We start from the raw sequence: 23,190 nt of genomic DNA, 5'->3' as shown, positions 1-23,190 counted from the left end.
GTGTTCCCGATGCCAGTTTCTTCAGATTGACGGGGTCATCCGGCCGCGTAGTCGCTGTGTTTCGCCGCCGGGACCTGCTGGAGCATCTGCTTGAAGGCGTGGCTCTCCCGGGCCAGTTCTTCGTATGTTCCGGAGGACGCCACCCGGCCCTGCTTCAGGACGAAGATGGTGTCGCAAGGCTTGAGCGTGCTCAGGCGGTGGGCGATCATGATGATCGTTTTCTTGCGCGCCAGACGGTTGATCGTCTCCATGACCGCGGCTTCGGTGGCTCCGTCCAGGGCGCTGGTGGCTTCGTCCAGCACCAGCACCTCCGGGTCGCGGTAGAGGGCCCGGGCGATGCCGATGCGCTGACGCTGCCCGCCGGAGAGGCGGATGCCCCCCTCGCCGATGGGCGTGTCGTAGCCCTGCGGGAGTTCCTGGGTGATGAAGTCGTGGATGTGGGCGATGCTGGCCGCGTTCTCCACGGCCTGCATGTCGATGTCCTCGTCGGGCACGCCGAAGGCGATGTTGCGGGTGATGGTGTCGTCGCTCAGAAAGATGGTCTGCGGCACGTACCCGATGTTGGCCTGCCACGAGGCCACGCTCTCCCGGGTCAAGGGGGCGCCGTCCACCAGGATGGCCCCCGAGTCCGGTTCGATGAGGCCCAGGAGGATGTCGATGAGGGTGGTCTTTCCCGCGCCCGTGGACCCGGCCAGCCCTATGATGGCGTTCTTGGGAATGGACAAGGTGAGTCCGCGCAGCACCGGGGGGGAGTCCTTGTAGGAGAAGTTGACGTCCTCGATCCGGAATTCGTCCTGGAATGCCATGCGACGGACGTCCCCGTGCTCGAACTCCTTGGAGCCGGGGGGCGGGCCGTAGGCGCGTATGTCCTGGTGCAGCAGGTCCAGGGAGGACTGGTAGAAGCGCAGGTTGGTGATGCCGTTGAAGATCTGCTGCATGGCCGGCATGAGCCTGAACCCGGCGAAGGCGTACACCCCGATGAGGGGCAGGACGTTCTCGATCTTGTTGCCCCCGATGGACAGGCTGTAGAGCACGATGACCAGAATCCCGCCGAAAGCCACCGTTTCCATGACGAAGCGGGGCACCTGGCCGATGACCATGGTAAACGCGGTCACCACTGCGGAACGGTGGGACGCCCGGGCGAACCGTTCGAGGAAATAGCTTTGGCGTCCGAGAATTTTGATGTCCTTGATTCCCCTGAGCGCCTCCGCGGCGGTCTTGTGCCGCTCCTGCGCCGCATGGGTGCGTTCCTGGCCCGTGGTGCCGAGCTTCTTGCGCACCAGCCCGAAAATAGCCCAGTAGATGCTCCCGATGAGCACCACGATGCACACGGCCAGTACCGGGTCCAGCATGATGAGCAGCGCGGCCAGGAACACCACCACCACCATGCGGGAGGCGATCTCCACGAAGGGAGTGAGCACGCCTGTCACCACGACGGCCGTCTCCTCCAGGATGTTCTTGCCCATGTCGTTGGTGGCGCGCTCCAGGAAGAATGCGTAGGGCTGGCTCATGTACCCGCGCAGCAAGCGATGGGCGATGGCGTGGTTGCGCAGGTGTATGAACCGCATCAGCAGCCAGGTTGTGAAGATCTTGTAGGCGTTCCCCACCACCAAGAGGGCCAGGCAGCAAAGGCCCATGGTCAACATGAAGACGTTGGCGCTCTCGAAGCCCCCCCAGGCGTAGGCCATGGCCAGCCAGTGGTTGGTCTTGATGGCCTCGGGATTGGCGGCCAGGGCCAGAAACGGCATGATCGAGGCCACACCGAACATGTCCAGCAAGGCCATGCCCATGACCACCAGCATGATCAGGAACAGCTTCCTGCGTTCGGCCGGGGTCAGGATCAGGAGTATCTTGGACACGGCGTCACGCATGGCTGCCTCCGCCCCTGGGAGCGCCAGGGCGCGCAATCGCGCCGCATGCCGCTTCGCGGGCAAGTCCGTACATCGTCTCGCGCGTGTTCATGACGCCCTCGGCTCCCAGGTGACGAACCGGTCTCCGCGCGCGAAGCGCAAAAGTCCGTTCAACGCCGCCAGGTGGAGCAGCATGAACAGGAACGCGATGCGCGGAGCGCCCGTGCGTATCCTGCCCCCGGCCAGGGCCAGGCCGATGAAGCCCAACTGAGCGGCGGACGCCAGCATGTAGAAGGTCCCCTCAGTGGAAAGCGCCAGTCCCGCCAGGGTGGAGGCGGTCAGCATGGGGACGGACAGCCAGCGTAGCGCCTTGTGCGATACGAGCTGCCAGCAGTACCCGTACCGCCCGGCCGCCATGAGTCCGAATATCTGCGAGAAGAAGATGTCCCAGGACTGGGACATGATCCTGGTCTGCCTGCGGAATTCTTCCGCGCCCCTGTCTTCGGCCGGTTCGACGCAGATGGCCTGTGGGCCGCTCACGGCCTTGTACCCGTCGATGACGGCCTGCATGGGGTGCAGGAAGTCATTGATGTGCCGGGGGGCGAGGGGGCTGTAGATGGAGGCGCGCAGGGCGTAGATGGCTCCATCGGCTCCGACGATGGAATAGAGGGCGCTTTCGCATTCCCGGATGAACTGTTCGTAGCGCAGGTAAAGCCCCCCGAAGGATTCCTGCCCCTGGGGCAGCTGATACCGGGTACGCCCGCTGACCAGCCCCACGGACGGGTCGGCGAAGTGTGCGGCCAGGCGGCGCGCGGCGTCCGGCAGGAACATGGAGTTGGCATCGGTGAATACGAGGATGTCCCCCGTGGCTTCGGCTGCGGCCATGTTGAGGGCGGCGGTCTTGCCCAGCCGGCCTTCCTGGCGCAGGAATCGGATATTCCCCTTCGCCGCATCCTTGAGGATGGCGTCGGTCGAATCCGTGCTGCCGTCCGAGACCACGATCAGCTCGATCATGCCTGAGGGATAGTCGAGCGCCAGGAAGTTCTCGATCTTCCGGGCCATGACCGCTTCTTCGTTGTACACGGAAAGCAGGATGCTGATGCGCGGACAGTATTCGTCCTGGGAGGACTGCGCGGAACGTCCCTTCGCTTTCGCGGCGCACAGCCGGAGGATCGCCGGATAGCCGAAGTACACGTAAGCCAGCAGGATGGCGCAGGACCAGAACAGGAACATGCTCATGCCGGACGCCTCCCTTGGCCGCCTGCGAGCCCGCTGGCGATGGCGTCCATGTCCTCGCCGGTGAGATACGAGTGGGTGGGCACGGTGACGAGTTCGGCGGCCAGGCGCCGCGCACCGGGGCAGTCGCTCGCCGACGCCAGGTGCCCCCGCAAAGGCTCGAGCCGGTCCAGCGAATCGGGATAGGAGCGTGAAACCCCGTGCCCGCCCAGGCGGTCGGCATGGCCGTCCCCTGCCAGGAGAGGCAGGCGGGGGTACACGGGGCTGCAGTCCCCGGGGACGGGCACCGCGAGTTCGTCCTGCATGTCTCCAAGGCGGGAAAGCATGGCCCGCGCCTGGTCCCTGCGCCGGGAGTTGCTCTCGTCAAGGCCGGCCAGCATGCGCCGTCCCAGGGCGGCCTGGAACGAGCCCAGGCCGAGGACCGGAAAGTTCGGGTCGAACTGGGACTTTCCAAGCCCCATGAACGGGAGCGACTGGGGTATCCAGTACAGGCGCGGGCGCAGAAGGACGTTCATGGCCAGGGCCACGGCGCAGGCGCGCAGGTCGTCCATCCTGGTGGCTTCCGGGACGGCAACGGCGGAGATGGCCTGCGCGAGCCGGTCGTCGTCCGTCGCCAGTACCCCTCCGCTCACGCAGGTGATGGCCTTCCCCCTGCCGAGGCTGAAGAGGCCGATGTCGCCCATGGTCCCGGCCAGGCCGCCCTTGCGGGACGCGCCCATGGCCTGGGCCGCGTCGTCCAGCACGGGGACGCCGTGGGCCCGGCAGACGGCCCGGAAAGCCTCCATGTCGCAGGGGATGCCGAAGAGATGGCAGGCCACGGCGCACAGGGTCTTGCCGGTGACGGCCCGTTCCAGGCTGGCCAGATCGGGCGCGAGGGTCTTGGCGTCCAGGTCGTACAGGGAAACCTTGAACCCCGCGTTCACCACCGCCGAGGGTACCGAATAGGAGGTGAACGCCGGGATGAGCACCTCGTCGCGCTCCGGAGCCAGGCTCCCCAGAGCCTGCAGGGCCACGCTCAGGGCCGCCTTGCCGGACGAGTAGAGGAATGCGTGGCGCACCCCGAATGCCCGCTGCACCGCGTCCTGGAAGCTCTTGGCTCCGTCCCGCGCCAGCAGGCACTCCCGGAGCGAACCCAGGATGTCCTTGAGGGGGATGTGCATGCCCGCCGGGGGGACCGACCGGGGGAGAAGGGGGTTCATGGGATGTTCCTCACAATATGGGGCCCGATGAGCCTAGTGACGGGCATGGGGAGGCATTGCCAGATGCGTATGGCCAGGGCGTACCGGCTGTTTTGGGGATTGTGCTCCGGGATCCCGCCTGCGCCGTCCAGGCAATATTCCCAGTTCAGGGGAATTTCCTTGGTTCCCCACTGCTTCTTGTATGCGTATGGGCCGGAGCCGGGGGTGGACCGCCCGAAGTCGAACTCAGTGAAGCCGTTCTCGGCAGCGTGACGCATGGTCTCCCAGGAAAGAAGATAGTTGGGGCAGCTCACACGCCATTCCTTCAATGACGAGGCCCAGGGCACCTCGAAGAAGCCCCGGAACCAGACAGCCAGACCCGAAGCCACAGGCTTGCCCTCGTGCGCCACGGTGAAGACGCGGGTGTTCTCCGGGAAAGCGCGCAGGATGTTGTGGAAGAAACCCTTGGAATACACAGGAGTTCCCAGGTCGCGCATGTTGCGGGCGAACACGTCGTAGAAGCCGTCCAGCAGTTCCTCGCGGCCGGAAGACACTGTGAGGCCGCTCTTCTGCGCCTTTCTGATCTTTGTGCGAGCGTTGGAGGCCACCGACTTCCAGAGCGCGGCGGTGTCCGTCGAGAGGGGCACGGTCATGGTGACCTTGTGCGATCTGGTCCTGTCGCCAAGTCCGTGGCCTTTCACGTGGCGTAGCTCCACGAACGAACAACCGAGCTTTTTCATGAGCCCTCGGGCCTCTTCGTTCAGGGTGGCGGCAGCGGCCGGGGTTGTAGCCAGGACGCCTCCGTAATTGAGAAAGGGAAGGGAGATGAGGGCGTTGGAGAATATCCGGCTGCGGATGTGCACCAGAGGAAGAATGCCAAGTATCCGGCCGTCCCCGTCCGTGGTGGCCAAGGGGTGGACGTCGTGGCTGAAGCTGTCGCGGATGACGCGGAGCCAGTCCATCTTGTGGTAGAACGAGGCGGATTCCATGCTTTCCACGAATGCGTCCCAGCGCGACGCTTCCTCGGGATTGCCCGGATCCACGGTCCGCACGGCCATGGTGCCTGGTGTCATACGCGCCACCGTCCTTGCTTCAAAACCTGGCGCATGGGGCCGAAGGGGAGGTCGGAGATGAGCTTTCGCACCTTGGCTTCCGTTTTGTGCAGATTGACCGTGTGCCGGAATCTCGACTTGAGGCCGGCCTTGATGCGCGGCTGCCCGGTGTCCAGTTCCCAGGGATGGAAGTAGAGCACCGCCGGGCGGGATTCACGCCTGTTGATGGACCTGATGGCCCCGCGCAGGGCGCGGACCGGGAAGAGCCGCAGATATCCGCCGCCCGCCACCGGCAGGCGCATCCGCATGCCGAAAGCCCGCAGTTCGAAGGTGCTGGCCGGGAATTCGAGCAGGGAACCGCTTGGGCGCTCGATGACGTGGGGAAACCTCGGGGCGTCCGGGATTCCGTAAGTGTCGTGGATCACAGGAAAGATGCTCGAGTCGTACTCGAAGCCGCACTCGATCAGGATGTCCAGGGCCCAGAGGCTTTGGGCGGTGATGGAATAGCTCGGCGCGCGATAGCCGGTCACGCTCTCCCCGGTGATGTCCTCCAGCAGGGCCTTGGCCCGGCCGACGTCCTCCCGGAAGGCGTCAGGGCCGATGCGGTAGATCAGCTGATGGCCGTAGCCGTGGCAGGCCACCTCGTGGCCGTCCTCGGCGATGCGGCGGACCAGCCCCGGGCGTCGCTCGGCTTCCCATCCGAGGACGAAGAAGGTGGCTTTCAAGTCGTGCTCGGCCAGCATGTCCAGCACGCGCCGGGTGTTGTTCTCCACGCGCGACTCGAAGGAGTCCCACGTGTGCGGGGGTATGACCCCCGCGAATGCCTGGACATGGAAATAATCCTCCACATCCACGGTCAGCGCATTGAGGATGGCTTTGCCGTGAGTCATGACTGCTACGCTCAGAAGGTGCGTTTGAAGCGCAGACCCACGATGTTGACGTTGTAGTTGTCGATGCCGCCCCTGTTGGAGCCCGAGAGCTTCCATTTGTAGTAGCCTTCCACGGTGAACCTGTCCGATATCTCATAGTTCAGGCTTCCGTTGGCGTACCAGCGCACGAGGTCGTCGCCGCTGGTCAGGCTGCTCTCCCGGCTGCCGCCGGCCTTGAGAACCAGGCGGGGCAGCAGTTCGTAGCTGCCCGTGAGGGAGAGCGAGACCTGTTTGGAACTGCTCTGGGCTTGGCCGCTGAGGGATGAGAACCTGGCTCCAGCCGCGAGGCCCACTCGGTCCTGCTTCCATTCCGCGCCACCGCCCACCGTGACGGTCTTGGTGGTGAATCTGTTAGAGGGGTTTTCCCCGTAGATGGAGCTCGTGTCGGCGGATAACTTCAGCTTGCCGAAGCTGTGGACGAGCTTGGCGTTCCAGTACGGGTCCACGATGAAGTCGCCGACATTGTAGCGGGTGAAGCGCGGACCGACCATTGCCAGGATGTTGCCGTCGGAGGAGTAGTCCCATCTGAAGCCGCCGCTCACGACGACCCGGTCGTATCCTCCGGCAAACGGCTCCTGGCGTTTGCCTTCGGCGTTCAGGATCAGCTGCAGCTGGGTGGTCAGGGCGTAGCCAGCCTCCCCGAACACTGCGTAGATTTGCTTGTTGAGCTCGGTGGAGTTGTAGATGATGGCGTTGATTTCGGCCCCGAGCTTCAACGTGAGCCGGTCGGCAACCCTGGGCATGATCAAGAACCGGCCGGTGACGGTGTTCTGGTTGGTCATGTCGGAGGTGGAGTCTGTCGAGTTGGTCGCGCCCCTGTTCAGGTTCTTGTAGACCTGCTGGAACGAGTCCTCGGCCTCCAGGAACACCGTGTCCGGCATTACGGCCAGAGACGCCTTCACCTTGCCGTGGCCTTTGAATTCGTTCTCCCGGTTGCCCAGGGCGTACAGGTTGTAGCTGCCGTCGATGGCTCCATTCACGGTGAGTCGCGAAGCCTCGTATTTGACCGTACCGACGGCCGAAGCGATGCTGGCCCAGTCGGCCTGGGCATGGGGCGTTTCATTGACGTTGGAGTTGTACTCCTCGCCGAGCCCGAGGGTGATGTCGTTGTCGAACGTGCCGCTGATGGCGCGGGGAGGCATGAGCAGTGTTCCCATGAGCAGGGCGAGCAGGAAGTGGAGTCGCATGGTAGTGCCCCTATGACGTCTTGAAGATGAGGCGTTTCAGCCAGCCGGATTTTTCGATGGCCGGCACGGAAGCGATCTCGGGGATGTCTTCGGGAATGTCGTCGGGAACCTCGGCAGGAGGTGGGACGGCCTCCTCGATGGGCGGCTCGACATCCACCCGCAGCTTCAGGGAGTGGACTTCCTCGGCGATGGTTTCGATGGCCCGCCACATGTCGTCCATGCGGCCCTGGAGGCCCTCCTGGAAGGAGCTCAGCTGCTTGGACAGCCCAGAGTTGTCCTGGGCGGGGGGGATGCGGATCTGTTCCAGGCGCGGCAGGACGTCCTCGAGGCTCTTGAGCCGTCCGTTGAGATTCTTCAGCAGCGAGGTGATCTTGGCGGACGCCCGGGCACTGGCAAGGGGCACCGTCTTGGACTGGCATCCCGGGATGTCGTCCTCCTGGGGCGGGGCCGGGGGATTCCAGTACTGGTTGTCGAAATTGAGGTCGCCGGCCACCTCGTGCACTGAGGCCGCCGTGATGGTGCGCGTCTCGTTGGCGAACGCGTCCAACAGGAGGTAGTCGCACAGGATGTTGATCAGCCTGGGCACGCCCCGGGTATAGTGGTGGATGGCCTCGAACGCGCCGGGATCGAAGGTCGCCGCGTTGCGGTTGCCCGCGAATTCCAGGCGGTGGGTGATGTAGTCCTCGATCTCGTTCTCGGGCAGAGGGGGGATGTGGCAGCTGACCTGGATGCGCTGGCGCAACTGCAGGAGCTCGGGCGCGGCGAGCAACGCCTTGAGTTCGGGCTGCCCCACCAGGATGATGCGCAGAAGCTTCTGCTGGTCGTTTTCGAGGTTGGAGAGCATGCGCACTTCCTCGAGAACCTCACGCGACAGGTTCTGGGCCTCGTCGATAATGAGCACGCACTGGCGCCCCCGCGAAAACTGCTCGATCAGGAAGTCGTTGAGTTCACGCAGGAGCGAGGGTTTATCCTTTCCTGACGGGCGCACCCCGAAGTCTTCCAGGATCATCTCGATGAGCTGTTGTGATTCAACCTTGGTGTTGAATATCTTGGACAGCGTCACGTCGTTGAGCTGGCTCTTGATGAGGCTTCGGATGATGGTGGTCTTCCCTGTGCCGACCTCTCCGGTCAGCAGGATGAAGCCGCTTTGCTGGCGTATGCCGTACGTCAGGTAGTTGAGCGCCTTGCGGTGCGCGGCGCTCAAATAGAGAAACCGTGGGTTCGGAATAAGCTCAAAAGGCTTATGTTCCAAACTGAAGAAAGATTCGTACACGGCATTCTCCGGATGAGAGGCACGCGGAGGCGAATTCCTCACTGTCCGGCCTCCTCGGGCTGGGAGTATGCGTAGTAGTGATATTGAGACGCCTTGGAGAAGGGGTTTTCCCTCGCGCCGTTGTAGACGATGCCGATAACCCTGTTGTCCAGGGCGGCGGCTGTTTCGGCGATTTCATCAAGGGAGGATTCGCCCTCGCGCACCACCATGACGGATGCATCGGCCATGGACGCGAGGAAGCGCGTCTCGGCGAAGAATTTGGCCGGAGGGGAGTCGATGAGAATGAAACGATCAGGGTACCGGTGTTTGAGCTCGGTGATGAGGTTGCGCATCTTGCTCGACGAGATCAGCTCCACGGGGTTGGCCACGGGCTTGCCGGCCGGGAAAAGGACCAGCCGGCCGATGCCCGTGCGGACGAGCACGTCGGTGCACGGGGTGTCGTTCTCAAGGCAGTCGGACAGGCCCTTTTCCGACTCGATGCCGAGGTACTTGTTGCAGGCCGGAGCCCGCAGGTCCGCGTCCACGAGCAGGACGGTGTAGTCGAACTCGTGGGCAAGGCTGACGGCGAGATTGAGGGTGGTGACGGTCTTGCCTTCCCCCGGATTGACGCTCGTCACCAGAAGCACGTTGTTGAACCCCTCCCGCCCGGTCTCCTTGATGATGGCTTCCTTGAGCTTGCGATATTCCTCGGCGGCCGGGGAATTGGGAGTGGTGAGGGTGAGCAGCATGTGGTCGTTGGGAACCACCACCGCGTCCCCCTCGGTGTTCGGAGGAGGGGCGGAAGCCCGCGCCGCGCGCGGCTGCTGGACCTGGTTGATCTCGATGGCTTTGTTCAGTGCTTCTTCGATCCTGCTCATGTGTGGTCCTTGGTCGCGCTTAATTGTTCACGACGTGTGAAATCTTGCTCTTGATGGCGTTCCCGGCCCTGAGGACGTTGTCCTGCAGGCTGAGAGCGTCCGCCGTGGCGATAAGCATGATGATCAGGAAGAATCCGGCTGCGAAGCTCAGGAAGATGCGGTCCTTTCTGCGCGCGTTCATCTCTTCGAGAACGTCAGGCACGTACGGGATGACGGCGAAGACAGGGATGTCGAGTTCCTTCAGGGCGGCAGGCGACTTGATCCCTCCCTTGAGGGTATCCATCAGGTAGATGAAGCCGAAGCCCATGCCCAGTCCCAGGGCCACGGAGCCCAGGATGACGTAAAGCTTGTTGGGAAACACCGGGGTGATGGGCGTGACCGCCGGATCGAGAACGCGGAAGGTGACGGACTTGTCCTGGAGCTCCATCTGCTTGGAGACCTCCGACTGGCCATACCGCGCCACGAGCTGCTGGTAGACCACGCCCTCGTTATCCTTCTTCCGGACCAGTTCCGCAAGGGAGGCCCGGACGCCGGGGATATCCCGCAGGAGCGCCTTGCTGTTCTCGATGATGCGCTTCTGCCGGTCTTCCATTTCCTTGACGGCGTCGATTTCCACCTGCACCATCTGGAGGCTGTCCTTGATGGCGCTCGCCGTGCGGGTTTTGGCCGCATCGCCGCGCCCGCTACGCAGCCTGGACACCTCCGCCTGGGCAGCCGCGACCTTTGGATTCTCGGGGGTGTAGCGGGAGAGCAGTTCCGCCAGGCGCGCTTCGGCCTCGGCAAGCCTGCCCGGCTCGGGACCCCTCTCCTGGTAGATGCGCTTTTTGGCTTCCAGTTCGTTGCGCTTGATGGTCAGATCCTCGAGTCTTTTCTCCGCGTTGGCGATTTCGCCGCGCAGATAGACGTCGTCCGTGGCCAGGATGAGGCCCTTCTCGCTCTTGAAGCGGTTGATGGCCTCGTCGGCGGCGTCGATGCGCTTCTTGAAGGTCTCGATCTGTTCGGCCAGGAACTTGGTGGCGTCCAGGGATTCCTCGCGCTTCGAGGACGTGTTCTCGTCGATGTACTTGCGCGTGAGGGTGTTGACGAAGGCGCTGGCGAAGCGCGGGTCGCTGTCGCGCAAGGTGATTCTGAACACGCCTTGCCTTTCCATGTAGGAAATGGTGATGCGCTTGGTGAGGTCTCCCAGGTACTCCTCCATCTCCATGTCGTTCTTGAGCTGCAGGTCCTTGTTCATTTCGTTCAGGACCTTGAGTATCATGGAACGGCTGAGGAGCGAAACGGAGAGCATCTTGAGCTTGGATTCCACGGGCGGGCTGATGGCAATGCCCTTCACCAGGTCGGTGATGACGTTCTGCTCCAGGAATACGGTGCTCTGCGCCTCGTATTTCTTGGGCAGCGTGTAGGCCAGGATGACGCCCAGGGTCATCACCGCCAGCGCGACAAGCACGAACGGCCGCTTGTTGCGCAAGAACAGGTTCACATAATAGTCGTAGCTGCTTGATCTGGTCATGACGTCTCCGTGTCCGCAGGGGCTAGAACATCCCTTCCTCAACGATGACCATGTCGCCGCGCTGCAGGAGGTAGTTCTGGCTGGAATCGCCCTTGTCCATGAGGCGTTTGGCCTTCACTTTGATGACTTCTTCCTTCTCTCCGGCGCGGCGAACGATCTTCGTGCCGTTGGGGCTGGCGAACTTCGAGAAGCCCTCAGCCTCCATGATGGCATCGAGAACGGTCATTCCTTCGCGGAAGGACAGGGTCCTGGGCTTGTTGACGGCACCGGAAACGTAGACGAAGCGGTCCTTGAGCACAGGCAGGATGATGACGTCACCGGCGTGAAGCTCCTGGTTCAGGGAGATGTCGCCATCCTCGTAGAGTTGCCGGAACCCCTTGAGCACGACCTTGTTTTCCCGGACGAGCGACGCCTGGTCGAGATCGGCGACGGTCATGTCGTCGATGCTGGCGAGCAACTGCAGCAGGTCTTTGTGGGTGGAGAGCTCGAAAAAGGTGTGCTTCACGCCGCCCCCGACCACGTAGACCTTGTCGTTCTTGCCTTCCACGACGGTCACGGAGACGATTGGCTTGCGCACGATATGTTTAAGTCCGGCGGCCAGTTTGTCCGACAGTTGGGTGGGCGTCAGACCCGCCGCCTGGACCTCGCCGATGTTGGGGTAGGTGATCTTTCCGTCTGGGCGAACCGTGGCGCCGATGCTCAAGTCCGCTTCGCCCTGGACCATGATCGCCAGTTTGTCCCCCACCACGATTCCGTAATCGGCGGCACGGGTGGTGGTTGCACCGATCAACACCGCTAGAAGCACGAAAGCAAGGATCATCCTCACGGTTGTCATCCCTCCTGAATGGTGGCTGCCGTTGATTGGATCCATGGCGGCCGGACACTGGCCGGACATGGGCATGTCCCGCGGGGCGGTGCGCGTGGCGGCGTGCGTCACGGCGTTCATCTCCCGCCCCTGCAGAAGAGCATCACGTTGATGGTTTTGAGTATGATCTTGAAATCCAACAGGATGGAAATGTTCTTGATGTAGTAGAGGTCGTAGCGGAGCTTCTCCACGGCGTCCTCCACGGACGCGCCGTACGGATAACGGACCTGCGCCCAACCCGAGACGCCCGGTTTTACGAAGTGGCGCTCCGAGTAGTAGGGGATGCGCTCCTTGAGGGTCTGGACGAACTCGGGGCGCTCGGGGCGCGGCCCCACCAGGCTCATTTCTCCCTTGAGCACGTTTATGAGCTGCGGAATCTCGTCGATGCGGGACTTGCGCAGGAAGCGCCCCAGCCGCGTGACCCTGTCATCGTTCTTCTGGGCCCAGACCGCGCCGGTGTTCTTCTCGGCGTCCTGGCGCATGGATCTGAATTTGATCAGCTCGAAGTTTTTGTCGCCCTGGCCTACGCGGGTCTGCCTGAAGAAGATGGGGCCGGGAGAATCGAGCTTGAGGGCCAGCGCCACGATGGGCACAAACGGGGCGAAGACCGCCAGCCCGAACAGGGACAGGGCCACGTCGATGCCGCGCTTGATGGCCTTCAGCCCGGGAGTGACCCTGAAGCCATGGCAGAAGATGAACCAGCTGGGGGTGATGTTCTCGATGAGCAGCTTGCCGGTCAGGCATTCGAACATGGATGGGGAGTCGAGAACCTCGATGCCGGAGAGCTTGCAGCTGAGCATGTCCTGGAGCGGGAAGACCCCCCGGCGCTCGGTCAGCGAGATGACCACCTTGTTGGCTCCCAGGCGCTTGGCCGTCTCGAAGATGTCCTGGACTTCCTCGGCCCTGGCCTGGCCCGGGGCTGCCGGATACTCCACTCGGCCCACCAGTTCGTAGTCATCGGACGCCTGCCGGATCATGTCCTCCATCTGCTGGGCCATGGCGCCATTGCCCACGAGCAACACGCGACCGCCGCCGTTGGCCGGGAACCAGGTCTTCACATGCCCCAACACCTCGCAGCCCAGGCTCAGCACGGCGAACACGGACAGGCCCCAGAGGATCTCGGCCTGGCCGAGACGGCCAGGCAGGCGGGTTTCCTCCATGGCCAGGAACAGGACGTACGAGACCAGGATGGAGATTGCCGTCTTGGTGAGGTGGACCACCATGCCATGGCTCTTGGCCGCGTAGGCCAGGATGATTCCGATCAGCATGGACGGGAACGCGGCGATGACCAGGAAATGCACGGCCTGCCCGGATTCCAGCACGGATGCGTTCAGGCTTTTGAGCCCGAAATATGGCAGCATCATGGTCAGCTGCAAGGCTGTGAGCGCGACCAGGACGTCCAGCGCGCAGTGTCTGAGCGTACGCTTTCTGATTCGTTGACCGTCGATGTCGGTATGCATGCGGCTACCCTCCGGAAAACGCCTGGCCCGGCGAAACGCCGCCTGGGCCTGGGGAATCGTCATTTCTTCGTGTTATCGAGTTCGCGAGCCATGTTCAGGTGGTTGGTTATGTCGGCATTGCCGGGAAGCATCTTCTGGGCCTGCTCGAGCGCGGCCACGGCTTCCTTGGTCCGGTCGTTCTTGAGGAGCGCATAACCCAGGGTGTCCAGGACCATGGGATTGCCCGAGTCCATGGCGTAGGCCCTGATGGCCAGTTCGAGGGCGGCCGGGGCGGAGCCATCATTGTCGGCGTAGATCATCGCCAGGTTGTTGAGCGTCATGGGCTGGCGGCTCTGGATACGCAGGGCCTTTTCGTATTGCTGTTGGGCGCCCTTGATGTCGCCCTTGTGCTGGAGAATCTGGCCTTTCGCGGAGTAGCCTTGCGAGGGGTCCATGCCCGCGGCGATGGCCTTGTCCAGCAGGGCGAGCGCTTCATCGGGCTTGTCCGCCCCGGACTCGATCCGCGCCATGGCGGCGAAAACCTTGTAATTGCTGGGATCATCGCGCAAGGCGGACTGCAGCGTGGCCCTGGCGTCATCCCTGCGTCCGGCGATCTCCTGGATTTCCGCGAGGGGCAGGGCATAGTCTCCCGAGCGCGGATTCATTTCCCGGAATTTTGCGGCGGTCTCGATGGCCTTGTCCGGATTCTGGCGCGACAGGTAGTACCGCGCTTTTTCCATGTACCCCTGGCCCAGGTTGATGGTCTCGAGCCTGGCCAGGGCGGCCAGCGCTTTTTCCTGATCCCCCATGAGGGCATGCAGGCGGCTTTTCATCATCCACGTCTGAACCTCCTTGGGGAAGGAGGCCAGGGAATCATCCAAGATGGCCAGAGCCTTGGCCTTGTCGTCGCGACGGATGAAGAACCCGGCCAGGGCCAGGGACGCACGCGGATTCTTGTTCTTGGCGGCACGCTCCAAAAGCGCCTGGGTCTTGGCCATGTCCCCCAACGCCTCAAAGCATCCGGCGGCTCCGGCCAGCGCGCTCTGGTCATCCGGGCTGATGGCCAGGGCCGCTTCGAATTCGGCCGCCGCCTTGGCCGTCTCACCGGCCGCTATGCGCAGGGCCGCCAGGTTGTAGTACGTCACCAGGACCGAAGGATCCGCGCGTTTGGCGCTCTCGAGCAGTTCGACCGCCTTCGCCCTGTCGTTCTGGCGGAGGTAGAGCTTGGCCTTGGCGTTGAAGGACAGCGCCGCCTCGGGCCCCTCGGTGGCTCCCGTGTCCAGGGCCGTGATGGCCTCGTTGACGCGTTTTTTCCCGGCCAGGAACGAGGACAGGTAGATACGGGGCTCCAGGCTGTTGCCGCCCAGTTCCACGGCCTTGCGCAGATCGGCTTCGGCCGCCGCGTCGTCGCCCTTCATGGACAGGAGCATCCCTCTCTTCAGCAGGACGGCGGGGCTTCCGTCTTTTTCGGCGAGCTGGGAGAACATTTCCAGGCTCTTGCCGTATTCGTGCTTGCCGATCAGGGCTTCGGCCATGATGCGTTGGCCGGCCGTGTCGTCAGGGGCGTTGTCGAACAGTTTCTGGGTTTCGGCGATGGCCTCGTCCAGCCTGTTCTGCTTCAGGTAGATGGCGGCCAGCATGCGCCGGGGCAACTCCATGGAGGAGTTTATGGACAGTGCCGTCTGGAGATGGGTGATGGCGGTCTCGAAATTGCCCAGGCTCGAATAGGCTTGGGCCAGATAGATAAGGGTGTCGATCTCGGTGCGGATTTTCAGGGTCTGGAGCAACGTATCAATGGCCCCTTTGGGGTCCTTGTTGGCCAGGGCGACGAGACCCTGGAGCTTCATCCTCTCCACTGTGTTCTTGGAACTGTCTTCTTTGTTGAAGCTGTCGACGACGCTTTGGGCGAACTGGATGTCATTTTTGCTCAGGAGGCGGAAATACGCTTCCCTGTAGCGGGCCTTGATGTCCTGAGGGTAGAGTTGCGCGAGCTTTGAGTACGTCTCGATGGCGGCGTCGACGTCGTTGTTCTGAATATGGACCTGCGCCAGCATGTGCAGGCCGGTCTGGTTCTTGGGGTCGATCTTGAGCAGGGCAAGCAGGTCCTGCTGCGCTTGGTCGTACTGGTGTTGCAGGAGATGGCATTCGGCCAGGCCGAACCGCGCGCTGACCAGATCGCCGGAGAGGGCCAACGCTTTTTCGTAGTATTGTTGCGCCAGGGGCAGGTCGCCTTTCATTGCGGTCGCGTGCCCCGCCTGCTCCCACGCTTCGGCCGGTGCATCAGGGGACTCCAGGACGGGCTTGAGAATCTCCAGCGCCTGATCCAACTTCTTCTGCGGCAAACCGGCCTTGGCGGTCAGCACGGCAATCCTGACGTTGCCGGGGGCCAGCTTGGCGATCTGGACAAGCTGCGCTTCAGCCTGCTGGTACTTCCCCACGTGGATGAGCGCGTCCGTCAAGGCAAAGGACGCTTCAAGATCGTTGGGATACTTTTCAAGAAGGTTCTTGAAGACGACGATGGCACCTTTGAAGTTGCCTTGTTCAGTCAGGTTCTTGCCCTGAAGCATCATCTCGTCGCGTGAGCGAGGACCGCACGAAATCACGATGCAGGCGAGGAGCATCAAACTAAGGATTGTTCTCAGGCTCATTAGCGATCCCTTTGAAAAGATTCTGTATGCGGCCATATGCCCCATCAAAGAGAGGCAGAAGGGATAAGCCAAGATCATGCCAAGAAAGTTTGTTGTAAATTATCTGTTATATTATAGTAAGTTATGTCTATTGTGTGGGTGGTTTTCTCTTGAGGGTAAATGGAAAAAGTCCAATTTTGTTGGATTGTCCAAAAAATATGGACTCCTAGGCTTTTATGAATATTGCATTGTTATTGTTGAATTAAGTTTAGAATTAATCCGAATAGAAATACTCGGAATCCTACCCGGCAGCTATGTGAGATTATGCCCATATGATGCTGAGCGTGATATTTATCCTAAAGAAGGTAGGGTAACAGGTAGGGTATGATTTTGTCTGGGAAAATTGGATTCCTGGGTGTCTGGAATCCCTATTTCCCATACAAGTATGGTTCTTGCTGGGAAGACTTCTTTGAATTTGAACAAGGAGGAGTTTTGTGTTCCAGCAAGCCACAAACGAATTGAGACAAACCCCGCAACGGTGGTTGGTGACAGGCGCGGCAGGTTTCATTGGCTCCAATCTTGTGGGAAAGCTGCTCGAACTGGGGCAACACGTCACGGGGATGGACAACTTCGCAACCGGGTACCGGGAGAATCTGGAGTCGGTGCGCGAAGACGTGGGGCAGGACGCCTGGGAACGCTTCCGGTTTGTGGAAGCCGACATAACGGACATCGACGGTTGCCGCGAATGTTGCTCCGGCGTGCGCTACGTGCTGCACCAGGCGGCGCTCGGCAGCGTGCCTCGGTCCATCGAGGACCCCATCACCGCCAACACGGTCAACATCGGGGGCTTCGTGAACATGCTCGAAGCCGCCAAGGCCGCCGGAGTTGAGCGGTTCGTCTACGCCTCCTCCAGTTCCGTTTACGGCGACCATCCCGAGCTGCCCAAGCACGAGGACCGGATCGGCAGGCAGCTTTCCCCTTACGCCGTCACCAAGCGAGCCAACGAGCTGTATTCCGATGTGTTCGGCGGCTGCTATGGCATGCAGACCGTGGGGTTGCGCTATTTCAACATCTTCGGGCCCCGGCAGGATCCCGAAGGAGCCTATGCGGCGGTGATACCCAAGTGGTTTTCGGCGCTCCTGTCGGGGGAGACCGTCTACATCAACGGCGACGGTGAGACCTCCCGCGACTTCTGTTACGTTGAAAACGCAGTCTGGGCCAACATCCTGGCCGCGTTCTCGAAGCATCCCGAAGCACCGGGCAGGTACTACAACATCGCCTGCGGCCGGCGCACCTCTCTGAATGAACTCTTCGGGCTTATCCGTGACTTGGTAGCACGCCGCAAACCCGAAGCCGCCGGAGCCCGCCCCATCCATAGGGAAGAGCGCCTTGGCGACGTGCGGCATTCCCTGGCGGACGTGACCCTGGCCAAGGAGTTTCTGGGCTTCGAGGCGGGGATATCGATCAGTGAAGGGTTGGAGAAGGCCGCCGGATGGTATTGCCGCGCCGCAACGGAGTGACGGCCAGGTTCATTCCATCCATGGCCCTCTCTCGAACCGGTTTTAATCCTGTAAAGAATGTCAACAACCAACGGGGAATATTTTTACAATCACTCATCCCGGATACCTCTTTGTGTTGATAATTTCTTATATTTAGGATGGTTACGCGTTGGCATGAGGGTTGCTCTAGAGGGGGAAAAGGAGGGCTGATCATGAAAACAACGAGAATAATCTTGGCGGCCTTGATGGTGTTCTTCGCAACTCAGGCTCATGCGATTGTGTACGATTTCTCGAGCTTTGGCGGCGGAACCTACGACGCAAGGCTCTTAACCTTCGGCGGCTTGGTTGACATCACTCAAAGCCTTGGAGCGGACAACGTCCTGAGCGCTGGCGATCCTTTCACGATTACCAGCCTGTCCATGCAGGCCACGCAGTACCGGGACACCGCCACCAACAACAAGTTGACCATCGCTAACAGCGATGTGCTCACCATCGTGGGCACCGCAACCGGGCACCTCATCAGTGTTGCTCCTGGCGATGTTCCTTATGTGTATGATTCTATCGATCTTAGCCTTTTTTACGATAACACGCTCGACGTTAATCCGGCAGTGAAGATCGCTGACGCTAAGGTTCTGCAGCCGCCCAATGGTGGTAACCTGAACGACAACGTGTTGGGCAACGTGAGCACCGGCACGTACACGATCACCTCCCCTCTGGCGGACATTCTCCCCGGCGTCATCTTCCTGAGCGGTAAGGATGTCTCTACCTTCAGCTTCCCAGTGATCGCCCTGACGACCGGTCACCTGAGCTTCCTTGATGCCGGCATAAGCGGCACCAACCCGGTGTTCATCAGCAAGGGCGACATTGATGGCGAATTGAAGGTCACCGCCACCCCCGAGCCCACCACCATGCTGATCATGGGCTCCGGCCTGCTGGGCATGTTCGCCGCCCGCCGCCGCAGCAAGAAGAACAGCTAATCCGCGCAAAGCCCGCGCAGCTTAAGAATCCGGGGGAGCCAGTCTCCCCCGGATTTTCTTATTGTAAGCTCGCAATGAAAAACCGGCCAGCTATGCTGGCCGGTTTGCGGGCGTTGGAAAGGGGGCTGGCGTCATCAGGGACGCCGGCAGTTGGCTTCAGGCCTTTAGCGGATGAGCGCGGCGTCCACCGCCCTTCTCGGCGTGCCGTAGCCCACGGGCCTGGCGTATCCGGCCCGGAAGAGCAGCATGGGCCAGTATTTCTCGCCAAGCCCCGGGAAGCAGGCTTCGAAGTCCGGCCACACCTGCTTGAGCAGGCCTTGGTGCTGGCGTGAGAATGCGTCCGGTCCGTCCAGCTTCCAGCGCAGCCAGAAGAGGGTGATGGCCGTCATGGGCTGGATGGCCAGCCCCAGGCGGGTTGCCGTGAGCCACACCCGCTCCAGGGCCATTCCGCCCCTGACGATGTCCTCACGCGCGGTTGATTCCACGCACACAAGGCCGGCCAGGGGGCTTTTGGCGATGCTCTGCTTGGAGTGCAGCGCAACCAGCCGCCCGATCCCCAGCACGTTGGCCGCGCGCATGTGGTTCCAGGGGCGGGTGAGCCGCAGGAACGATTCACCGGCGGCCCCGGCATAGAGGTTCTTGAGCGGAAGGCCGTCGGGCGAGTCGCCTCCGTCGGGCGGGTCGAAGCGGGTCATGCCCATGAAATGCTCATGCAGGTCGCGGCGTTCCACGCGGATGCGGTCCGCGAGGTAGACCAGGCGGGCCAGCCCGCGCATGGGCCTCTGGTGCTGCACGAAGAACAGGTGGGCCGGGGCGGCCGCTTCCCGCAGGCTCTCCTGGCTGAACGGGTCCACTTCCCGGCGCGCAGCGCAGGGCCTGCGGTTGGTGCAGCGCAGCCAGACCGAGTCGGCCAGGGGGTCGGGGGCGGCGGGGACCCGCGAGAAGTCTATGTCCGCGAGGAGATCCTCCCGTCCAGCGTCGGGCAGGAGGGATTCCCGGGCAGCCCAGCCGATTCCCGGTGCGGCGGTCAGCACGTTCTGCACGGCCGCTCCGCAGGCGACAAGGGAGGCCATCTGGCGGAAATTGAAGAAGCTCTGGTCTTCCTGCGGGTTCAGGTGCACCTGCAGGCGCCCGGATTCGATCCCGAACCGCCATGGCTGGCAGTTGTCACCGGACGGGGCCTGAGCCGCGGCCTGGGCCAGCCAGAGCAGGTGCTCACGGGGGATGGCCGCCGTGTCCCCGGCCGGGGCCGGTTCGGGCGGCACCGGCCGCAGATGGGGAGGCTCCCGGTCCAGGATCACGTTGCGCACGAACCAGAGCTTGGCGCGCTGCGACAGGGACGCGTTTCCCTTGCGGGGGCGGGGGCGGCGGCAGCGTCCGCTGAGGGGGTCGAACTGGAGCGAATGCGGCACGACCGCGCCTCCCGGACGCCCGAGGACCAGCCGGACCGCCTCGGTGGCGGCCAGGGCGGCGCACAGCAGGCAGGCCGTGACGAGCGACGGCCCGCGCCCGGCGTCCAGGCTCACGCGGGAGGCGTCGATCTGGCCCAGGTGCAGGCCGCCCGGGGCCAGGCCCACCGCAAAGCGGAGCAGGCGTTCGCGCTCGCTCAACCCCTCGCGGATGTCGAAATAGTCGTCGAAGGACATCGACTGGGGGGTGAAGACCAGCACGGAGGACGTAAAGCCCAGGGGGGCGGCCGTCACCACGGGAATCCCCCGCTCGCGCGCCCTGTTGAAGAGCGCGCGCCGCACGTCGAAGGCGAAGAAGTCGAGCCCGTCCACCACCACGGAGACCCCGTCGAGGAATTCGTCCAGGTTCGCGGGGGTGACGCCCTGGGGGAAGCTCCTGATGTCCAGGTGAGGATTGATCTGCCTGGCTTCCTCGATCATGGCCGCAAGCTTGGGGTGGCCCAGGTGGCGCATGGTGGCCCCGAACTGGCGGTTGAAGTTGACCGCCTCGAAGGAGTCCGGATCGGCCAGGTTGAAAGCCCCGACCCCCAGGCGCGCCAGCGCGGCGCAATGCATTCCGCCGACTCCGCCGAGTCCGGGGATGGCGATGCGGGCGCGGCGCAACGCCTCCTGCTCCCCGGGAGTGAGGATTCCCAGGTTTCGGGCAAAGGCCAGGTCGGCGAACCGCCGCGCTTCGAGGCTGGGCGAATCGTGGTCGAACGGGGGGGTGTCCTGGGGCATGGATCAGGCCGGGTAACGCTGCCCGGCGTACAGCGCCTTGTGGTAGATGCGTTCGAGATAGGTCCGCTGCTCGTCCGTGACTTTATCCAGCAGATCCGGGCGGTTCAGGATGAGGTGGCGGGCGATTTCGGACTCGAGGGGCATGTTTTTCTCCGCGCTGGCGATGTCCATCTCGCCGTCGATGACGTGGGAGTTGATCTTCACGAAAAAGCTGTGGAGATCGGTGTCGAAGTCCGACCCCTGGTAGGCGTTGCGCAGGTCCGGTTCGATGCTGTGCATGTCCACGCGCATGGCCACGGCCGGGGCGCCCACCGTTTCGTAGTGGCGCTCCTCCCCGAACGGCTGGAAGAGGAAGATGGATTCGTAGAAGCGCACGTGCTTGGGGTTCACCATGATGCACAGATCGTCCGTGCCGGTGGCCAGGGCGTATTGGAAAACGGCCTTGGATAGGAAGACCATGAGGTTCTGCCAGCAGCGGTGCCGCGTGGTGGCCAGGGAACCCAGCTCCACCACCTTGCGTCCGGCGTTGCGCAGGCCGTCCAGCTCCTGCCGGTACAGCGAGTCCATGGGCAGGCCGAACCTGGGCGTGTCCGGAATGAAGCTCATGGTGGAGAGCACGGTCAGATAGGTCTTGAAGACGAAGACGCAGGTCTTCGGCAGGAGATGGTGCACGCTGTAATGCATGCCCGAAGGGTGGCTTTGCCGGAGATACCCGGAGGCGAGGTAGACGTCGTGAAGCACCTTGAACGCCTGGGCGTACTCGTCGAGTGTCTCGGCGATCTTGATGCTCGGTCTGTCCAGCAGTTCCATCTTGGCGTCAAGCAGAGCTGAACGCCGAATGCGGATGGTTCTCCGCCGTTCGGTCCCGTCGGGGGCGGGGGGCGGAGGAGGTGGTGGTGGCGACATGGAATGTATGGTTGTGGCTTGAGGCATCACTTCACCCATTATCTGTGGTGAGTTAAAAGCCTAGCCAAAAGCATGCCATGAGGACACGTCCGGTCAGTCGTCCCTGTTGTTGCCCCTGGTAAGCTTGTATTTCTTGTAGAATTCGTAGAGCCGGGCGCGGGACAAATTGGCCATGGACATGGCCTTGGCCACGTCTCCCTGGCTGGCCCGGTGGAGTTCGCGAAAATACTGTTTTTCGATCGTGTCGAGGGCCTCGTTGCGGAAGGTCTTGTACGAGGGCATGGGGGTTCGCGCCGTCCAGGTCTGGGGCGCTTCGGCGGATGCCTGGTCGGTGGCGGCGGCCGGACGGGGCTGCTCGCTGCCCATGGAGCGTTTCGCCGCCTTCACCCGGATGTAGAACGGCAACTGCTCGGGATAGATGATGGGGTAGTTGTGGGAGACGGCCACCACGGAGTCGATGACGTTTTCGAGTTCGCGGACGTTGCCGGGCCAGTCGTGGCGACTCAGTATCTCGAGGAACTCGTTGGAGAACGTCTTGGAGTCAATCCTGTTTTTCTCGCAGGATTTCTGGAGCAGGTGGTTGGCCAGGATGGACAGGTCCTCGCGACGCTCGGACAGGGCGGGAAGATTGAGCTTGAGCGACTGCAGCCGGTAGAGCAGGTCGTCGCGGAACAGGCCCTCCTTGACCATCTGGCCGAGATCCTTGTTGGTGGCGGCCACGAGGCGGAAATCGCTCTCAACTTCCCGTTTCGCTCCCACCGGGCGGAAGCGCCTCTCCTGGAGCACCCGCAGGAACTTCTTCTGCAACTCCATGGGGAGTTCGGAAACCTCGTCCAGGAACAGGGTGCCATTGTGGGCGCGCGCCACCAAGCCTTCGGTCTTGGCCGAGGCGCCGGTGAACGCTCCCTTGGAGTAGCCGAAGAGGATCGATTCCACCAGGTTGGCGGGCAGGGAGGCGCAATCGACCACGATGAGGTTTTCGTTCTTGCGCCTGCTCAGGCCGTGAATGGCGCGCGCGAAGAGTTCCTTGCCCGTGCCGGTGTCGCCGTGGATCAGCACGGAGACATCGCTCTGGCTGGCCTTGGCCACGGTCTTCAGGCATTTGCGGATCTGCGGGCAGGAGCCGTGGATGTTGAAGCGCTCGCCGACCTCGGACCAGGAGAGTTCCTCCTCGGAGAGCACGGTGTCGAGCCTGCCGAGAAATCCCTGGAGGTGCTCGATGGCGTTGTCGCGCTGGATGTAGTCCAGCACGCCCTCGCGCAAGGCGAATTCAAGCTCCACGATGTCGGGCTTGTCCACGATGACCAGCACCTTGGGCGGGGAGTGCAGGCTCGTGATGCGCGGCAGCAGCCTGGAGAGCTGCGTGTTCCCGGTCTTGTGGAGCACCAGGAGGTCAGTCTTTACCGCGTGGCTGTCCTCGATGATCTCGTTGAAGTTCCCGATCCGGGAAATGGAATGCGGCAACCCCCGAGATAAACTCAATATTTCTCGGAAGATGTCCGGTTCTTTTTCAAACACGACAACGTTGGCCATTTTCAAGTCCCGTTTGAGGCATGAGGAACAGGAATCAACTGTTTTCAGGGTGTCGAGCCGGTTCGACACGGTTTTCTGATGCT

17 protein-coding genes are annotated in these 23,190 nt (G+C 62.5%); 2 read left to right on the top strand and 15 right to left on the bottom strand.

The features are described from left to right. Positions 1–35 precede the first annotated feature (35 nt). The 12 genes from ML540_RS12415 to ML540_RS12360 form a co-directional block, all read right to left on the bottom strand. Positions 36–1,871, bottom strand: coding sequence for an ABC transporter ATP-binding protein (locus ML540_RS12415; protein ID WP_243361526.1), 1,836 nt, complete (start codon positions 1,869–1,871; stop codon positions 36–38). Between the two features lie 87 nt (positions 1,872–1,958). Then, positions 1,959–3,089 (bottom strand): glycosyltransferase family 2 protein, encoded by a 1,131-nt coding sequence (locus ML540_RS12410; RefSeq protein ID WP_243361524.1) that lies wholly within the window; start codon positions 3,087–3,089, stop codon positions 1,959–1,961. Further along, complete coding sequence (locus tag ML540_RS12405) at positions 3,086–4,285, bottom strand: DegT/DnrJ/EryC1/StrS family aminotransferase (protein ID WP_243361522.1); 1,200 nt, start codon at positions 4,283–4,285, stop codon at positions 3,086–3,088. The genes ML540_RS12410 and ML540_RS12405 overlap by 4 nt, the downstream gene beginning before the upstream one ends. Then, positions 4,282–5,337 (bottom strand): FemAB family XrtA/PEP-CTERM system-associated protein, encoded by a 1,056-nt coding sequence (locus tag ML540_RS12400; protein ID WP_243361520.1) that lies wholly within the window; start codon positions 5,335–5,337, stop codon positions 4,282–4,284. Before ML540_RS12400 ends, ML540_RS12405 begins: the two co-directional genes overlap by 4 nt. Further along, on the bottom strand, positions 5,334–6,206 hold the full coding sequence (locus ML540_RS12395) for an XrtA system polysaccharide deacetylase (protein ID WP_243361517.1): 873 nt from the start codon (positions 6,204–6,206) through the stop codon (positions 5,334–5,336). The genes ML540_RS12400 and ML540_RS12395 overlap by 4 nt, the downstream gene beginning before the upstream one ends. Positions 6,207–6,217: 11 nt before the next feature. Then, complete coding sequence (locus ML540_RS12390; protein ID WP_243361515.1) at positions 6,218–7,432, bottom strand: porin family protein; 1,215 nt, start codon at positions 7,430–7,432, stop codon at positions 6,218–6,220. A 10-nt stretch (positions 7,433–7,442) separates the two neighbouring features. Continuing rightward, positions 7,443–8,705: an XrtA/PEP-CTERM system-associated ATPase gene (locus ML540_RS12385; RefSeq protein WP_243361511.1), complete on the bottom strand. Its 1,263-nt coding sequence runs from the start codon at positions 8,703–8,705 to the stop codon at positions 7,443–7,445. A 38-nt stretch (positions 8,706–8,743) separates the two neighbouring features. After that, a complete protein-coding gene (locus ML540_RS12380; protein ID WP_243361508.1) occupies positions 8,744–9,562 on the bottom strand; it encodes an XrtA-associated tyrosine autokinase in 819 nt (272 codons plus the stop codon). 19 nt (positions 9,563–9,581) lie between these two features. Then, a complete protein-coding gene (locus ML540_RS12375) occupies positions 9,582–11,072 on the bottom strand; it encodes an XrtA system polysaccharide chain length determinant (RefSeq protein WP_243361506.1) in 1,491 nt (496 codons plus the stop codon). Between the two features lie 22 nt (positions 11,073–11,094). After that, on the bottom strand, positions 11,095–12,018 hold the full coding sequence (locus tag ML540_RS12370; protein ID WP_243361504.1) for a polysaccharide biosynthesis/export family protein: 924 nt from the start codon (positions 12,016–12,018) through the stop codon (positions 11,095–11,097). Further along, positions 12,015–13,397: a TIGR03013 family XrtA/PEP-CTERM system glycosyltransferase gene (locus ML540_RS12365; RefSeq protein ID WP_243361502.1), complete on the bottom strand. Its 1,383-nt coding sequence runs from the start codon at positions 13,395–13,397 to the stop codon at positions 12,015–12,017. Before ML540_RS12365 ends, ML540_RS12370 begins: the two co-directional genes overlap by 4 nt. A 59-nt stretch (positions 13,398–13,456) precedes the next feature. Further along, complete coding sequence (locus tag ML540_RS12360; RefSeq protein ID WP_243361500.1) at positions 13,457–15,946, bottom strand: tetratricopeptide repeat protein; 2,490 nt, start codon at positions 15,944–15,946, stop codon at positions 13,457–13,459. A gap of 551 nt (positions 15,947–16,497) precedes the next feature. Here ML540_RS12360 and ML540_RS12355 point away from each other — a divergent pair. Together ML540_RS12355 and ML540_RS12350 are read left to right on the top strand one after the other, a co-directional pair. After that, positions 16,498–17,523 carry an SDR family oxidoreductase gene (locus tag ML540_RS12355; protein WP_243361499.1) on the top strand — a complete coding sequence of 342 codons (1,026 nt, stop codon included), beginning with the start codon at positions 16,498–16,500 and terminating at the stop codon, positions 17,521–17,523. A gap of 191 nt (positions 17,524–17,714) precedes the next feature. Further along, positions 17,715–18,479 carry a PEP-CTERM sorting domain-containing protein gene (locus tag ML540_RS12350; RefSeq protein ID WP_243361497.1) on the top strand — a complete coding sequence of 255 codons (765 nt, stop codon included), beginning with the start codon at positions 17,715–17,717 and terminating at the stop codon, positions 18,477–18,479. Between the two features lie 164 nt (positions 18,480–18,643). On the opposite strand, the gene ML540_RS12345 is transcribed toward ML540_RS12350, so the two are convergent. The 3 genes from ML540_RS12345 to ML540_RS12335 all read right to left on the bottom strand — a co-directional run bounded on the left by ML540_RS12345 (position 18,644) and on the right by ML540_RS12335 (position 23,038). Beyond that, positions 18,644–20,668 carry a ThiF family adenylyltransferase gene (locus ML540_RS12345; RefSeq protein ID WP_243361495.1) on the bottom strand — a complete coding sequence of 675 codons (2,025 nt, stop codon included), beginning with the start codon at positions 20,666–20,668 and terminating at the stop codon, positions 18,644–18,646. A 3-nt stretch (positions 20,669–20,671) separates the two neighbouring features. Then, positions 20,672–21,478: an N-acyl amino acid synthase FeeM domain-containing protein gene (locus ML540_RS12340; RefSeq protein WP_243361493.1), complete on the bottom strand. Its 807-nt coding sequence runs from the start codon at positions 21,476–21,478 to the stop codon at positions 20,672–20,674. A gap of 189 nt (positions 21,479–21,667) precedes the next feature. After that, complete coding sequence (locus tag ML540_RS12335) at positions 21,668–23,038, bottom strand: sigma-54 interaction domain-containing protein (protein ID WP_243361491.1); 1,371 nt, start codon at positions 23,036–23,038, stop codon at positions 21,668–21,670. Positions 23,039–23,190 lie beyond the last annotated feature (152 nt).

This window comes from Fundidesulfovibrio terrae (genome assembly GCF_022808915.1).
Classification (GTDB): Bacteria; Desulfobacterota; Desulfovibrionia; order Desulfovibrionales; family Desulfovibrionaceae; genus Fundidesulfovibrio; species Fundidesulfovibrio terrae.
Note: the sequence above shows the minus strand (reverse complement) of the source record. Positions and strands in the feature narration are given on the sequence as shown.

What these genes read in the sequence shown, in the direction of transcription:
- ML540_RS12405 (WP_243361522.1), bottom strand. Translation starts at nt 4,285, where the DNA reads ATGAACCCCCTTCTCCCCCGGTCGGTCCCCCCGGCGGGCATGCACATC.
- ML540_RS12415 (WP_243361526.1), bottom strand. Translation starts at nt 1,871, where the DNA reads ATGCGTGACGCCGTGTCCAAGATACTCCTGATCCTGACCCCGGCCGAA.
- ML540_RS12370 (WP_243361504.1), bottom strand. Translation starts at nt 12,018, where the DNA reads ATGAACGCCGTGACGCACGCCGCCACGCGCACCGCCCCGCGGGACATG.
- ML540_RS12375 (WP_243361506.1), bottom strand. Translation starts at nt 11,072, where the DNA reads ATGACCAGATCAAGCAGCTACGACTATTATGTGAACCTGTTCTTGCGC.
- ML540_RS12380 (WP_243361508.1), bottom strand. Translation starts at nt 9,562, where the DNA reads ATGAGCAGGATCGAAGAAGCACTGAACAAAGCCATCGAGATCAACCAG.
- ML540_RS12395 (WP_243361517.1), bottom strand. Translation starts at nt 6,206, where the DNA reads ATGACTCACGGCAAAGCCATCCTCAATGCGCTGACCGTGGATGTGGAG.
- ML540_RS12410 (WP_243361524.1), bottom strand. Translation starts at nt 3,089, where the DNA reads ATGAGCATGTTCCTGTTCTGGTCCTGCGCCATCCTGCTGGCTTACGTG.
- ML540_RS12400 (WP_243361520.1), bottom strand. Translation starts at nt 5,337, where the DNA reads ATGACACCAGGCACCATGGCCGTGCGGACCGTGGATCCGGGCAATCCC.
- ML540_RS12360 (WP_243361500.1), bottom strand. Translation starts at nt 15,946, where the DNA reads ATGATGCTTCAGGGCAAGAACCTGACTGAACAAGGCAACTTCAAAGGT.
- ML540_RS12390 (WP_243361515.1), bottom strand. Translation starts at nt 7,432, where the DNA reads ATGCGACTCCACTTCCTGCTCGCCCTGCTCATGGGAACACTGCTCATG.
- ML540_RS12350 (WP_243361497.1), top strand. Translation starts at nt 17,715, where the DNA reads ATGAAAACAACGAGAATAATCTTGGCGGCCTTGATGGTGTTCTTCGCA.
- ML540_RS12340 (WP_243361493.1), bottom strand. Translation starts at nt 21,478, where the DNA reads ATGGAACTGCTGGACAGACCGAGCATCAAGATCGCCGAGACACTCGAC.
- ML540_RS12365 (WP_243361502.1), bottom strand. Translation starts at nt 13,397, where the DNA reads ATGCATACCGACATCGACGGTCAACGAATCAGAAAGCGTACGCTCAGA.
- ML540_RS12345 (WP_243361495.1), bottom strand. Translation starts at nt 20,668, where the DNA reads ATGCCCCAGGACACCCCCCCGTTCGACCACGATTCGCCCAGCCTCGAA.